Genomic DNA, 12,719 nt, shown 5'->3' with positions numbered 1-12,719 from the left:
TAGTGTCTGTGTATTCCCGTTAAGGTGCCCAGCTTTGCGGGTTGACCGGGCGACCCATGTAGCGGATTTCAAAGTACAGCCCCGCCTCGCCGCTGTCCAGTGTGCCGGTGCTGCCGAGCTGCTCACCGGCCTTCACGCGTTCGCCGCTGCTGCGGCTCATGGCGGACAGCCCGGTGTAGACGGTGAGGTAGTTGCCGCCGTGGTCGACGATCACGGCGTTGCCAAAGCCGCGCAGCGAGTCGGCGTAGACTACCTGGCCGTCGGCGACGACGCGCACCGGCTGGCCCGGCGAGGCGCTGATGAACAGCCCCTTCCAGGTGGTGCCCTCGGCGCGCCGGGTGCCGAAGCGACCGGCGATGCTGCCGGAGACCGGCAGGCGCATGCGACCCTGCAGGCTCCTGAAGGCCTTGCCGGCGCTGCTGGTGTCGGCTATCGCTTCGACCGCCGGTTCCGGCTCCGGTTTCACCGGCTTGGCCGCTTCCTTGGGCGCTGGCTTGCCGTGGCGTCGTGCTTCGGCGGCGAGCTGGCGCTGCCGTTCGGCCGCCTTGCGGGCTTTTTCCTGCTGCGCCTGGCGGGCTTCGGCCAACTTGCGCGCCTGTTCGCGGCGGCGGCGCTCAATCTCGCGGTTGATCTGCTCAATCAGGCTGCTCAGGCGCTGCTGGTCTTCCTGCAGCTTCACCAGCTTGCCCTGGCGCTCGCGGATTTCGCTGGCCAGTGCCGCCAGCTTCTGCTGGTGCGCCTCGCGGTTTTGCTCGATGCGGCCCTTTTCCTGTGCTTTCTGGCTCGACAGGCTGTTGATGCGGGTCAGCTCCTGCTCCAGCTGGAACGACATCGCCTCCAGGTCGCCCTGCCGGGCGATCAGGTCGCCGACCAGCTGCTGCTGGGCGCGGGCGATATAGGTGTAGTAGGTGAGGTCGCGAGAGGTCTGGTTGGGGTCGCCGGCGTTGAGCATCAGGCTCATAGCGTCGTGGCGGCTGGCCTGGTACTGGCGGCTCAGTACGTGGGCTACCCGTTTGCGTACGCCTTTCAGCTCGTTCTGCGACGCTTCGATCTGGGCGCGCAGTTCGGCCAGTTGCTGTGCCGAGCTGCTTTGCTTCTGTTCCAGCGTGGCCAGCGACTTGCTGGTCTGCTGCAGCGCCTGCTCGCTGGCCTGGATGGCGCTCTGCGCCTCCTGCTTCACCGCCTGTTTCTGGGCGATGTCCTTCTTGAGGCTGTCGATTTCCTGGCGGACCTGCTGCAGGTCTTGCTGGTGCGGGGCGACGGACAGGGGCGCGGCGGCAGGGGCCGCCAGCGCGGCCCCTGCCAGCAGGGAGAGCAACAGGAACGGTTTCACTGGAAGTCGATCAGCGATTCGCCGCTCATTTCGGCGGGTTTGCCCAGGCCCATCATCGCCAGCAGCGACGGTGCGATGTCCTTCAGCGCGCCGCCGGCGCGGATGCGGGCGGGGCGGCCGATGTAGAGGAAGGGCACCGGGTTGGTGGTGTGCTGGGTATGCGGCTGGTCGTGCATGTTGTCGAACATGCTCTCGCAGTTGCCGTGGTCGGCGGTGATCAAGACTTCGCCGCCGGCCGCGCGCATCGCCTCGACGCAGCGCGCCATGCACACGTCCAGCGCCTCCACCGCCTTGACCGCGGCGGCGAAATTGCCGGTGTGGCCGACCATGTCGCAGTTGGCGTAGTTGCAGATGATGGCGTGGTACTGGCCGGAGCGGATCGCCTCGACGATCTTGTCGGTGACTTCCGGTGCGTTCATTTCCGGCTGCAGGTCGTAGGTGGCGACCTTGGGCGAGGGCACCAGGATGCGGTCTTCACCGGGGTAGACCTGTTCTTCGCCGCCGTTGAAGAAGTAGGTAACGTGCGGGTACTTCTCGGTCTCGGCGATGCGCAGCTGCTTCAGACCGAGGCCGGCCAGGTACTCGCCCAGTCCGTTGCGGATCTTTTGCGGGGCGTAGGCCACCGGGTTGGCATAGGCCTCGCCGTAGGAGGTCAGCGTGGCGAAGTAGCCGAGCTTGGGCTGGCGCGCGGCAAAGCCGTCGAAGGCCGGGTCGGTCAGCGCGGTGGTGAGCTGGCGGGCGCGGTCGGCGCGGTAGTTCATGAACAGCACCACGTCGCCGTCCTGCATCACGGTTTTGTCGCCGATCGCGGTGGCGGCGACGAATTCGTCGTTCTCGCCACGGGCGTAGGCGGCGGCGAGCGCGGCGAGGCCGCTGTCGGCGTGGTGCAGACCTTCGCCGTCGACCAGCAGACGGTAGGCCGGCTCGACGCGCTCCCAGCGCTTGTCGCGGTCCATCGCCCAGTAGCGGCCGGTCACCGACACCAGGCGCGCGCCGGGGCATTCGGCCAGTACGGCGTCGAGGCGCTTGAGGTAGGTTTCGGCGCTCTTCGGCGGCGTGTCGCGGCCGTCGAGGAAGGCGTGCACGTAGATGTGCGCCACGTCGGCGGCGTGGGCGGCCCGGATCAGCGCGTGGATATGGTTTTCGTGGGCGTGCACGCCGCCGTCGGAGAGCAGGCCTAGCACGTGCAGCGCGCTGCCCTTGGCGTGGGCGAAGGCGTCGGTCAGGACCGGGTTGCTGTCAAAGCGGCCATCCTCGATGTCGCAGTCGATGCGGCTGATATCCTGCTGCACCACGCGTCCGGCACCGATGTTCAGGTGGCCGACTTCGGAGTTGCCGAACTGGCCGCCGGGCAGGCCGACGAAGCCTTCGGAGGCGTCGATGGTGCCGTAGGCGTACTGCTGGCGCAGGGCGTCCCAGGTCGGGGTGTGGGCGTGCAGGATGGCGTTGTCGTCGCCGTCCAGGCGATGGCCGAAGCCGTCCATGATCAGGAGGAGTACCGGTTTGAGTGCGTTCATGTGGGCGCGCGATCCAGAATATTAGGGATTCTTGATGGGGTTTGAACAGCTTGGGTAGTATTGTAACGCAATCAGACTGATAACAGATTCACGGAGATCCCCTTGCTGTTCAACGACAACCAGATCGAACAGACCTCGCGCGCGATGAAGGCCATGTCGCATCCGCTGCGCCTCAAGATCATCGCCGTGCTGGGTGACGGCGAAATCAGCGTGCAGGACATTGTCGACCGGGTCGGCACCTCGCAGAGCAATATCTCGCAGCACCTGGCCATCATGCGTGACAAGGGGGTGCTGCGCACGCGCAAGGACGCCAACCGGGTGTACTACCGTGTCGGCGACCTGCGTACGCTGGAGGTGCTGAGCCGGATGCGCGAGGTGTTCGGCGGCTTCGGCGACTGAGGTCCGCAGCCAGCACCGCCGATTCTCCGGCCCCGGCGCCGGTCTCATCTCGAGCGTCGCAAGGCTCCCTTGCCGGGCAAGGGCAGACTGCGTGCCAATCCATCGCTGAGCAAATCAGCGATTTGCACGCAGAGATGGGCTCAGCGAAGGATCGGGAATAGATGGGCAGGCTGCGGAATCAACCCCTGGGGTGTAGAGGCCCGGCTCGGCCGGGGCCTGTAGCAAGCTGTCAGAGTGCTTTAGTTTGCAGTCTGAGACCGTCAGCGACGGTCTTTTTTACGTCTGACGTACAGCGTCTTGTGTACCCGGGCCACGACCTCGCCGGCGTGGTCGACGACGTCCACCGTCATTTCGGGCAGGTATTTCTCGCCGCCGGCGGTGTGATGGCGGATCTCGGCCAGTTGGGTTTCGTCCAGGCGGAAGCGCGCGTTGACCCGCCCGCGCCCTGGCTTGAGGTAGTCGATGCGGCCGGCACGGTCCCACACGTAGTAATCGCGCCCGAGGCAGTTCATCAGCATCAGCATGAAGAACGGGTCGGTCATGGCGTACAGGCTGCCGCCGAAGTGCACGCCGACGTAGTTACGGTTGGTGAGCCCGAGGCGCAGGCTGACGTCGACTTCGCGCCAGTCGGTGGCGATGCGGCTGACGCGGATACCGGCGCCGAGAAACGGCGGCCACAGGTTGATGAGGGTCTTGACCAGGCGGGGGGAGGGGGTCATGTCGATATCAAACGTTTGTTTGAACGACGGCATGCTCCTCTCCCCGTGGCCTCTCTGTCAAGTTCCGATCCTGTCCAGGCTTTGTCGCGCGCCGCCAGCGGCGGGGAGAGAGCCGTACGTGGCGTGTTTGCTCCCGGCGCCGGGGCATGCAGCAAGACCCGGCGCCGGTGCTCAGAACGGCAGTTCCGGCTGGGCGCCGGCGGGGTGGTCGATGATGGCTTCGGTGCGGCCTTCGGCCAACTGCAGCGTCACGCGCTCGTGGTTGAGCAGCTCCAGCGGCGAGCGCACGGCGCGCCCGTCGGCCTTCTGCACGATGGCGTAGCCCCGCTCCAGCACCGCCTGTGGGTTCATCGCCTCCAGCGTGCCGGCCAGTCGCACCAGCGTCAGCCGATGCCTGCCCACCCAGCCGTCGCCGGCGCGGTGCAGCGCTTCGCTCAGGCGGTCGAGTTGCTGGACGTGCTGCGCCAGGTCCGGACGGTGGCGTCGAAGCCGGCTCTCGGCCAACTGCAGGCGCCAGCGGCGTTGCTCGAGCAGCCCCTGCACGTGCCGCCGCAGCCGGTCTTCGGCCAACCTTAGCGATTCGCGCTGACGGCGCAGGTGCTCGCCGGGGTGCTTCAGCCGGCGCGACAGGAAGTCGAGCCGCTGCGCCTTGTCGGTGAGCAGCCGGCCGAGCGCCCGCGCCAGGTGGCGCCGCGCCAGTTCGACCTGACCCTGCAGGTGTTCGCGGCTGGGCGAGACCAGCTCGGCGGCGGCGGTCGGGGTCGGCGCGCGGCGGTCGGCGACGAAGTCGCTGATGGTGAAGTCGGTTTCGTGGCCGACGCCGCTGACCACCGGGATCGGGCAGGCGGCGATGGCACGCGCCACCCCTTCCTCGTTGAACGACCACAGGTCCTCGATGCTGCCGCCGCCGCGGCAGACGATCAGCACGCCCACCTCGCGCCGCTCGCCGGCCCGCTGGATCGCGGCGGCCAGTTGCTCGGCCGAGCCCTGGCCCTGCACCTGGGACGGGTAGAGGATGACCGGGATGCTCGGCATGCGCCGGCGCAGCGTGGTCACCACGTCGCGCAGCGCGGCCGCGGCCGGCGAGGTGACGATGCCGATGGCGGCCGGGTGCGCCGGGATCGGCCGCTTGCGGGCGGCATCGAACAGGCCTTCCGCAGTCAGCTTCTGCTTCAGTTTTTCGTAGGCCTCGAACAGGCGGCCGAGGCCGGCCGAGCGCATGCTGTCGACGTTGATCTGGTATTCGCCGCGCGCCTCGTACAGCGTCACCAGGCCCTTGAGCTCGACCTGCATGCCCTCGCCGGGGCGAAAGCCGAGCCCGGCCAGCTTGTGGCGGAACATCACGCAGCGGATCTGCGCGCTGCCGTCTTTCAACAGAAAGTAGGCGTGACCCGAGGCGGCCAGCGTCAGGTTGGAAATCTCGCCGCCGATCCATAGCGCCGGCAGACCACTTTCCAGCAGGTCGCGCGCCATGCGGTTGAGTGCCGAGACGCTGATGACGTCGTTATGGGTTTGGTCGAAAATCATGGTTGTCAAGTCATCCACAGCAAAAAAGTCCCGCGTCGCGGAGTCGGGTCCAGCGGGCAAGACGACGGGTCGTGCCGCATTGTGCGTAGTGCGTATTCAATGTAATCAACGACTTAGTCGTTGTGCTCAATGTGTGGGCGAGAACGTGGGGAGCCTTGCCTGGCAATCCTTCCGGGTATTTTTCCCAGGCTTGTCCACAATTTTATCCACAGCTTTTGTGGATGATCCGGAATTCCCCTTATAAATTCATGGTTTAGCCATCTCTCTTGGAGCCACGTGGCAGCTGCTGCCGAGCGGTTGCCGAACCCCGGGCAAACCGGCTACAGTCTACCGTTTGTGATACGTCTTGGAGAATGCCTGTGGGGTCCATCATCGAAGCGGCAGGCTGGCCCATCTGGGCCATTATCGTCGCCTCCGTCATCTCGCTGACCATCATTTTCGAGCGTTTTTTCAGCTTGCGTCAGTCGCTGGTGGCGCCGCAGGGGCTGCTGGGGCAGACCTTGCAGGAATATCGCCGCGCCGGCGCAACGCAGGAACTGCTGCAGTTGCTGGGCCAGCATTCGCCGCTGGGGCGGCTGTTCGCCGCCGGGCTGCGCAACGCCGATGCCAGCCGTGAGGTCATGAAAGAGTCGATCGAGGACGAGGGACGCCTGGTGGCGCACCAACTGGAACGCTACCTCACCACGCTCGGCACCATCGCCGCCATGGCGCCGCTGCTGGGGCTGCTCGGCACGGTGATCGGCATGATCGAGATCTTCGGTTCGCAGGCACCGTCCGGCACCAATCCTACCGCACTGGCGCACGGCATTTCCGTGGCGCTCTACAACACCGCGTTCGGCCTGATCGTGGCGATCCCCAGCATGATGTTCTACCGCCATTTCCGCGCCCAGGTCGACGCCCTGCTGGTCGACATGGAGTCGCAGGCGGTGAAGCTGGTGGAAGTGCTGCACGGCGAGCGCAAGAACGGCAACGGCAACCACTGAGGCGCGGCATGAACTTTCGACGTGGCCGGCACCGGGAAGAACCGGAAATCAACTTCATCCCTCTGATCGACCTGCTGCTGGTGATCCTGATCTTCCTGATGGTCACCACCACCTATTCGCGCTATTCCGAACTGAAGATCAACCTGCCGGCGGCGCAGGGCGCGGCACAGGCGGAAAAGAGCAACGAGATCGACGTGGCGGTGTCGCCCGCCGGCGACATGATGGTGGGCGAGGTCAAGCTGCCGGCCGGTGATCGCGACGGTCTGGTGGCGCGCCTGAAGGACCTGGCCGCCGGCAAGCATGCCGTGGTGGTGGTGATCAACGCCGACGCCAAGGCCAGCCACCAGTCGGTGGTGGGGGTGATGGAGGCGGCGCGGCTGGCCGGGCTGACCCAACTGACCTTCGCCACGCAACTCCCTTCCGACGCTCGGCCGTGAAGGCGATCGAGCGCCACTGGTACCATCCCCGCGCCTGGCTGACCGTGCTGCTCGCCCCGCTGGAGGGGCTGTTCGCCGCCGTGTCGGCGCTGCGTCGCACCCTCTACCGTCGCGGCGTGTTCCGCTGCGAGCGTCTGCCCGTCCCGGTCGTCGTGATCGGCAACATCAACGTCGGCGGGGTGGGCAAGACGCCACTGACGCTGGCGCTGATCGAGGCGTTCCGGGCGCGTGGCGTGGCGGTCGGGGTGATCAGCCGCGGCTATGGCGGCCAGCACGAGGCTCCAACCGAAGTCGGGCCCCACTCCACGGCGGCCGAGGTCGGCGATGAGCCGCTGCTGATGGCCGCCGGGGGCGCCCCGGTGGTGGTCGGGCGTGACCGCGCCGCGGCGGGGCGCCTGTTGCTCGACCGCCATCCCGAGGTGGAGCTGATTCTCAGCGACGACGGCCTGCAGCATTACCGGCTGGGGCGCGACCTGGAGCTGGTGGTGCTGGATGGCGCACGCGGCATCGGCAACGGCCGCCTGCTGCCCAACGGGCCACTGCGCGAGGCGGCCGGCCGGCTGCGTTCGGTCGACGCGATCGTGCTCAACGGCGCGTTGGCTGGTGAGGCGCGCTGGCTGCCCGACGCGGTGCCGCGCTTTGCCATGACGCTGGAGCCGGGCGCCTTCGTCTCGCTGGCCGAGCCGGAGCGGACGCGCCGTGCCGCCGATTTCGCCGGCGAACGGCTGGTGGCGCTCGCCGGCATCGGCCATCCCGAACGTTTTTTCCGCACCCTCGAACAACTGGGCCTCGATCCCGGCCGGCGGCTCGCTTTTCCCGACCACCACGCTTTCCAGCAGCAGGACATTCCGGACGATGCCGATGCAGTACTGGTGACGGCCAAGGACGCCGTCAAGTTGCACTGCGTCAATCGTGCTAGACTATGGGTCCTGCCGGTCCGGGCGCGGCTCGCCCCGGACCTTGCCGACTGGATTCTTGCCCGATTGAAGATACGACATGGACGCTAAATTTCTCGACATTCTGGTGTGCCCGCTGTGCAAGGGCCCGCTGGTGTACCGCAAGGCCGAACAGGAGCTGGTGTGCAAGGGCGACCGGCTGGCGTTTCCCATCCGCGACGGCATCCCGATGATGCTGGAGAGCGAGGCGCGCGAGCTGCCGGCCGAGGAAGAGGTGGAATGAGCCGCGGCTTTACCGTGGTGGTCCCGGCGCGCATGGCGTCGAGCCGGCTGCCCGGCAAGCCGCTGGCCGACATCGCCGGCAAGCCGATGGTGGTACGGGTGGCCGAGCAGGCTGCCAAGTCGGCAGCGCGCGCGGTGATCGTCGCCACCGATCATCCGGATATCGTCACGGCGTGCACCGCTCACGGCGTACGCGCGGTGATGACCCGGGCAGACCATGCCAGCGGCACCGATCGCCTGGCCGAGGTCGCCGCCACGCTCAGCCTGGCCGCGGACGAGATCATCGTCAACGTGCAGGGCGACGAACCGCTGATCGATCCGGCGCTGATCGACCGCCTGGCCGGCCTGATGGCCGAATCCGGCGTGCCGATGGCGACGCTGGCGCACCCCATCCACTGTGCCGCCGACGTGTTTAATCCCAACGTCGTGAAAGTGGTGCTTGACCGGACCGGCCGTGCTCTTTATTTTAGTCGGGCACCCATCCCCTATGCCCGAGATGCGTTCGCTCAGGATGTGAACGTTTTGCCGCCCGAGCTACCGGTTCTGCGGCACATCGGCATGTACGCCTACCAGGCGGGTTTTCTCTCTACCTACACTTCGCTGACGCCTGCGCCGCTGGAAACGTTCGAGGCGCTGGAGCAGTTGCGCGTGCTGTGGCACGGCTACCCCATCATGGTGGCCACCGTCGCCGACGCGCCGCCAGCCGGAGTCGATACGCCAGATGATCTCGAGCGGGTGCGTACTCTGTTCGCCGCCCGCTCGAAAAACGATTAGCACAAAAGACGAAACGCAAACTTTGACGGGAGAGTAATTCATGAGAATGATTCTGTTGGGCGCTCCGGGCGCCGGCAAGGGCACCCAGGCCAACTACATCAAGGAAAAGTTCGGCATTCCGCAAATCTCCACCGGCGACATGCTGCGCGCCGCGGTGAAGGCGGGTACCCCGCTGGGCCTGGAAGCCAAGAAGATCATGGACGAGGGTGGCCTCGTGCGTGACGACATCATCATCGGTCTCGTCAAGGAGCGCATCGCCGAAGCCGACTGCGCCAACGGTTTCCTGTTCGATGGTTTCCCGCGCACCATTCCGCAAGCCGAAGCGATGAAGGAAGCCGGCGTCGCCATCGACTACGTGGTGGAAATCGACGTGCCGGACGCTCTGATCGTCGACCGCATGTCCGGCCGCCGCGTGCACGTGGCTTCCGGCCGCACCTACCATGTCAAGTACAACCCGCCCAAGGCGGAAGGTCGTGACGACGTCACCGGCGAAGAGCTGATCCAGCGCGACGACGACAAGGAAGAAACCGTGCTCAAGCGTCTGGCGGTCTACCACGAGCAGACCGAAGTGCTGGTTGGCTACTACTCGCAACAGGCCGCTGCTGGCGACGCTACGGCGCCGAAATACGTCAAGATCGACGGCACCCAGGCGGTAGAAGCGGTACGCGACCAGGTCTTTGCCGCTTTGGGTTGATCGAGACGGCAAGACGATGAAAAAGGACGGTCAGGCCGTCCTTTTTTTGCGCCTGGGGGGCTGCGCAGGCCCTTCAGGCTACGCCCTGGTTCAGAAAGGCGCCTGGCAGGGAATGTCCAGGGTGAAGACCGAGCCCTGGCCCGGCTGGCTTGCCACCGTCAGGGTGCCGCCCAGCGGCTGGCGTGCCTTGCTGTTGGCAAGGTAGAGCCCGAGCCCGCGGTGTTCCTGTCCGCCGCGGGTGGTGAAAAACGGCTCGAACACCCGGTCCAGGTTTTCCGGAGCGATGCCGCAACCGCTGTCGCTGATGCTGATGCGGACGTGCCGCTCGTCCCGCAAGGCGCTCTCCAGCCGTATCCGCCCACGTTGTCCCGCTTGGAAGGCGTGGAGCGTGGCATTCTCCAGCAACTGGCTCACCACCTGGAACAGTGCACCCGGATAGCTGTCCATCAGCACGTCGAGTTCCCCGTGCAGTTCGATGTCCAGGTTGGTGCTCTCGCGCTGTGGCTTCAGGTTGCGGACGATTTCTTCCAGGTAGGCCGTCAGCGGGAATTGGCGCCGCGTCTCGCCGGTCTGGTCCTGTGCGATCTGGCGGAAGCTGTGGACCAGGTCCGCCGCGCGTTCCGCACTGGAGAGCAGTAGCTGGCAGCTCTCTTCGGTATGCGCCAGATAGTCCAGGAATTCGCTCTTCTTGATGGTCCCGGCGTTAAGGCTCTCCGTCAGGTAATGGGTGGTGTTGGCGAGGCTGGAGGCGGTGCTCAACGTGACCCCGATCGGGGTGTTGATTTCATGGGCGACGTCGGCCCCAAGCCGCCCCAACGTGGCCAGGTTCTCGCTTTCCTCCAGGGTCTGTTGTGCCAGCTCAAGCTGCTGGAAGGCCTGTTGGGCGCGCTGCTTCTCTTCCTGTGCTCGGGCATCGGCACGCTGCAGGGTGACGAGGTCGAGGCGCCGTTGCTCGCCAAGGCGCCGCGCGCTGTCGAGAAGGGGGGCGAACTCCTGGCTGACGGCGCCGGTGTTGTCGGCGGCGGGTTCTGGTGCGCTCTGGGCTAGCGCCTTCTCCAGCTGTTGTCGCAGCTGGTCGAGCGGTTGCCGCAGGTGGCGCTGCAGGGCGTAGCGCAGCAGAAGCCACAGCCCCCCGTCCACCAGCAGCACCTGCAGCAGCAGGTCGAGACGGCGTTGCTGCTCCTTGAGCCGCAGCGATTCGCGGCTCAGGTAGACCGTGGCCTGGGCGAGCTGTTCCTGCTTCAGGTAGGTGATGGCAAAGCTGAGCCGGTCGTCCGCCGGCGGCTGGTCGGCCGGCGTCATGTCGCGCACGGCGCGCCCATCGCGGATACGGCCGAGATTGAGCCCGGCATCGCCCTGGATGCGGATGGCCTCCACCGCCGACCAGGCCAGCTCGGCGTCGAGCAGCTGCCGCAGGTAGGGTTCGTCGAGTTGCCAGACGCCATGCGGCAAGGTGAGCTCCAGTCGATTGGTCAGCGACTTTCTGAGCGCCATGTACTCGCTTTGATCCTGTCGCCGGCTGTAATCGTTGCAGACCACGCCCAGCCCTGTGAGCAGCAGGGTGGCGCCGCCGAGCAGCCAGATTGCCAGTTTTCCTGTGAACGTACGCATAACCCCTTTCTGCACTAGCCGTGTCTTTTATCCTATATGTTGACCATGTAAAAGCAAAAAAACACAAATCGGGTAGGGTAAATACGATCGCTGCTGGTTCAGGCACCGTGTTGCGAGGGACTTGTCATGAGAACGAGAACATTGCTGGCCGGGCTGATGCTGCTGCTGTCAGGCGTTCCGGCCCGGGCCCTGGAATGGCAGGGGACGACGGCAGGGGCCACGGCCACGAGTGGCATCCTCGCTGCTACTGCCGGGAGGCTGCCGGGTTGCGGCGACGGGCCGGGTGATGTCGCCTGTCGCGAACGCAGGCGGGACGCCGCACCGACAAGGCGCGTGGCGGTGTCCTCGAGCGCGCTGCCCGAGGCCCGGAGGACGGCACCGTATCGGGCGAGGGTGTTCAGCGACAGAGGCCGCCGGATGGTCCCGCGCACGGTGCGGCTCGACGACGCGGTCTCCGGCATGGCCAGGGGCGGGGTAGCCGCCATGATCGGGACGGTGGCCATGGCGCCGGTGGGAAGGGAGTGACGGAAGGGGCGGGCCAGGCCGGCAGCCCGGTCCATTTCAGCTGGCGTGCGCCGCCGCGGCGTTTCTGGTCGGCAGCTTTTGCAGTAACAGGCCGGAGAGGATCAGGCCGAGTCCGATCAGGGTCGAGCCGAGGATGGGCTCGCCGATCACCAGCCAGATCAGCACCAGCGACAGCAGCGGCGACAGGAAGATCAGGTTGGCGATCTTGGCGGTGCTGCTGGTCAGTTTCATCGCCGTGAGCCACATGACGAAGGTGAAGCCCATCTCGAGCGCGCCGACGTAGGCGGCACCCGCGATCCCCTGCCAGGCCACGGGGCGCAGTTCGCCGCTGAGCGCGCACCAGATCACGATGAGGGGCAAGGCCAGCAGGAAGTTGAGCGTGAGCCCCAACACCGGTTCACGCTGGTCGCGCGTGTTGAAAATCCAGTAGGCGGCCCACAGCAGCGTGGAGAGCAGGGCGCAGCCGACCCCGGCCAGACTGGAAAAATGCAGCGTCAGCAGCTCGCCGCGCGTGCCGATCACCAGCACGCCGAGATAGCAGATCAGCGCCGCCAGCGCATCGCGTCCTTTCAGCGGCTGTTTCAACAGCGGCACCGCCAGCAGCGTCATGGTCAGCGCCCAGGTGTAGTTGATCGCCTGGGCTTCCTGTGCCGGCAGCAGCGAGTAAGCCTGGAACAGGATCAGGTAGTAGAGGAAGGGGTTGATCGCGCCCAGGATCAGCGAGCGTCGCCAATGTTGGCCGAACGCGGTTTTCAATTCGCCGAGGCGGCCCTGGCACAACAGGATGAGCAGCAGCGACAGCAGCGAGAACGCGGTGCTGTAGAGTACCAGTTGCGCCGGGCTGAGGTGCGCCAGGCTGATCTTGAAGGCGGTGGCCACGGTCGACCACGCCAGCACGGCGGACAGGCCGTAAGCGTAGGCTTGCTTTTGGCGACTCAAAGGGGACTCCTGGATGGGGTGGGGTTGCCCGATTGTAGCGGCTGACCTTAGGACTGGCCATCATTGGAGACTGGATACAATGA

General features: G+C 66.2%; 13 protein-coding genes. 7 read left to right on the top strand and 6 right to left on the bottom strand.

The window, feature by feature from the left end; genetic code table 11:
• Positions 1–19 precede the first annotated feature (19 nt).
• Together AC3WG5_RS13560 and gpmI are read right to left on the bottom strand one after the other, a co-directional pair.
• Entirely contained in the window at positions 20–1,333 is a 1,314-nt protein-coding gene (locus AC3WG5_RS13560) for a murein hydrolase activator EnvC family protein (protein WP_014088237.1), read from the bottom strand.
• Entirely contained in the window at positions 1,330–2,850 is a 1,521-nt protein-coding gene (gpmI, locus tag AC3WG5_RS13555; RefSeq protein WP_492569053.1) for a 2,3-bisphosphoglycerate-independent phosphoglycerate mutase, read from the bottom strand. The genes AC3WG5_RS13560 and gpmI overlap by 4 nt, the downstream gene beginning before the upstream one ends.
• Before the next feature lie 102 nt (positions 2,851–2,952).
• Between gpmI and AC3WG5_RS13550 the strand changes: the two genes are divergently transcribed.
• A complete protein-coding gene (locus AC3WG5_RS13550) occupies positions 2,953–3,249 on the top strand; it encodes an ArsR/SmtB family transcription factor (RefSeq protein ID WP_008954893.1) in 297 nt (98 codons plus the stop codon).
• Between the two features lie 260 nt (positions 3,250–3,509).
• Here AC3WG5_RS13550 and AC3WG5_RS13545 read toward each other — a convergent pair whose 3' ends face one another.
• Both AC3WG5_RS13545 and xseA read right to left on the bottom strand, forming a co-directional pair.
• On the bottom strand, positions 3,510–3,968 hold the full coding sequence (locus AC3WG5_RS13545; RefSeq protein ID WP_236261596.1) for a DUF4442 domain-containing protein: 459 nt from the start codon (positions 3,966–3,968) through the stop codon (positions 3,510–3,512).
• A gap of 171 nt (positions 3,969–4,139) precedes the next feature.
• The gene (gene xseA / locus AC3WG5_RS13540) at positions 4,140–5,495 is read right to left on the bottom strand and encodes an exodeoxyribonuclease VII large subunit (protein WP_482584194.1); all 1,356 of its coding nucleotides are present in this window, start codon (positions 5,493–5,495) and stop codon (positions 4,140–4,142) included.
• Between the two features lie 353 nt (positions 5,496–5,848).
• Between xseA and AC3WG5_RS13535 the strand changes: the two genes are divergently transcribed.
• From AC3WG5_RS13535 to adk, 6 genes are read left to right on the top strand one after another with little or no spacing between them, the layout of a single operon-like run.
• The gene (locus AC3WG5_RS13535; protein ID WP_482584195.1) at positions 5,849–6,478 is read left to right on the top strand and encodes a MotA/TolQ/ExbB proton channel family protein; all 630 of its coding nucleotides are present in this window, start codon (positions 5,849–5,851) and stop codon (positions 6,476–6,478) included.
• An 8-nt stretch (positions 6,479–6,486) separates the two neighbouring features.
• On the top strand, positions 6,487–6,915 hold the full coding sequence (locus AC3WG5_RS13530) for an ExbD/TolR family protein (protein WP_008954897.1): 429 nt from the start codon (positions 6,487–6,489) through the stop codon (positions 6,913–6,915).
• Complete coding sequence (gene lpxK / locus AC3WG5_RS13525) at positions 6,912–7,922, top strand: tetraacyldisaccharide 4'-kinase (RefSeq protein ID WP_492569052.1); 1,011 nt, start codon at positions 6,912–6,914, stop codon at positions 7,920–7,922. The genes AC3WG5_RS13530 and lpxK overlap by 4 nt, the downstream gene beginning before the upstream one ends.
• Entirely contained in the window at positions 7,912–8,094 is a 183-nt protein-coding gene (locus tag AC3WG5_RS13520; RefSeq protein ID WP_008954899.1) for a Trm112 family protein, read from the top strand. The genes lpxK and AC3WG5_RS13520 overlap by 11 nt, the downstream gene beginning before the upstream one ends.
• Positions 8,091–8,867, top strand: a complete 777-nt coding sequence (gene kdsB, locus AC3WG5_RS13515) for a 3-deoxy-manno-octulosonate cytidylyltransferase (protein WP_492569051.1) — start codon at positions 8,091–8,093, stop codon at positions 8,865–8,867. The genes AC3WG5_RS13520 and kdsB overlap by 4 nt, the downstream gene beginning before the upstream one ends.
• Before the next feature lie 40 nt (positions 8,868–8,907).
• Complete coding sequence (adk, locus tag AC3WG5_RS13510) at positions 8,908–9,561, top strand: adenylate kinase (protein WP_008954901.1); 654 nt, start codon at positions 8,908–8,910, stop codon at positions 9,559–9,561.
• A 90-nt stretch (positions 9,562–9,651) separates the two neighbouring features.
• Here the strand turns inward: adk and AC3WG5_RS13505 are convergent, their stop codons facing one another.
• Both AC3WG5_RS13505 and AC3WG5_RS13500 read right to left on the bottom strand, forming a co-directional pair.
• The gene (locus AC3WG5_RS13505; protein ID WP_492569050.1) at positions 9,652–11,172 is read right to left on the bottom strand and encodes a sensor histidine kinase; all 1,521 of its coding nucleotides are present in this window, start codon (positions 11,170–11,172) and stop codon (positions 9,652–9,654) included.
• Between the two features lie 561 nt (positions 11,173–11,733).
• Entirely contained in the window at positions 11,734–12,636 is a 903-nt protein-coding gene (locus AC3WG5_RS13500; RefSeq protein WP_492569049.1) for a DMT family transporter, read from the bottom strand.
• Positions 12,637–12,719: the final 83 nt, after the last annotated feature.

The organism is Pseudogulbenkiania sp. FW507-F1 (genome assembly GCF_058781125.1).
This window is presented reverse-complemented; position numbering and strand designations above follow the sequence as displayed.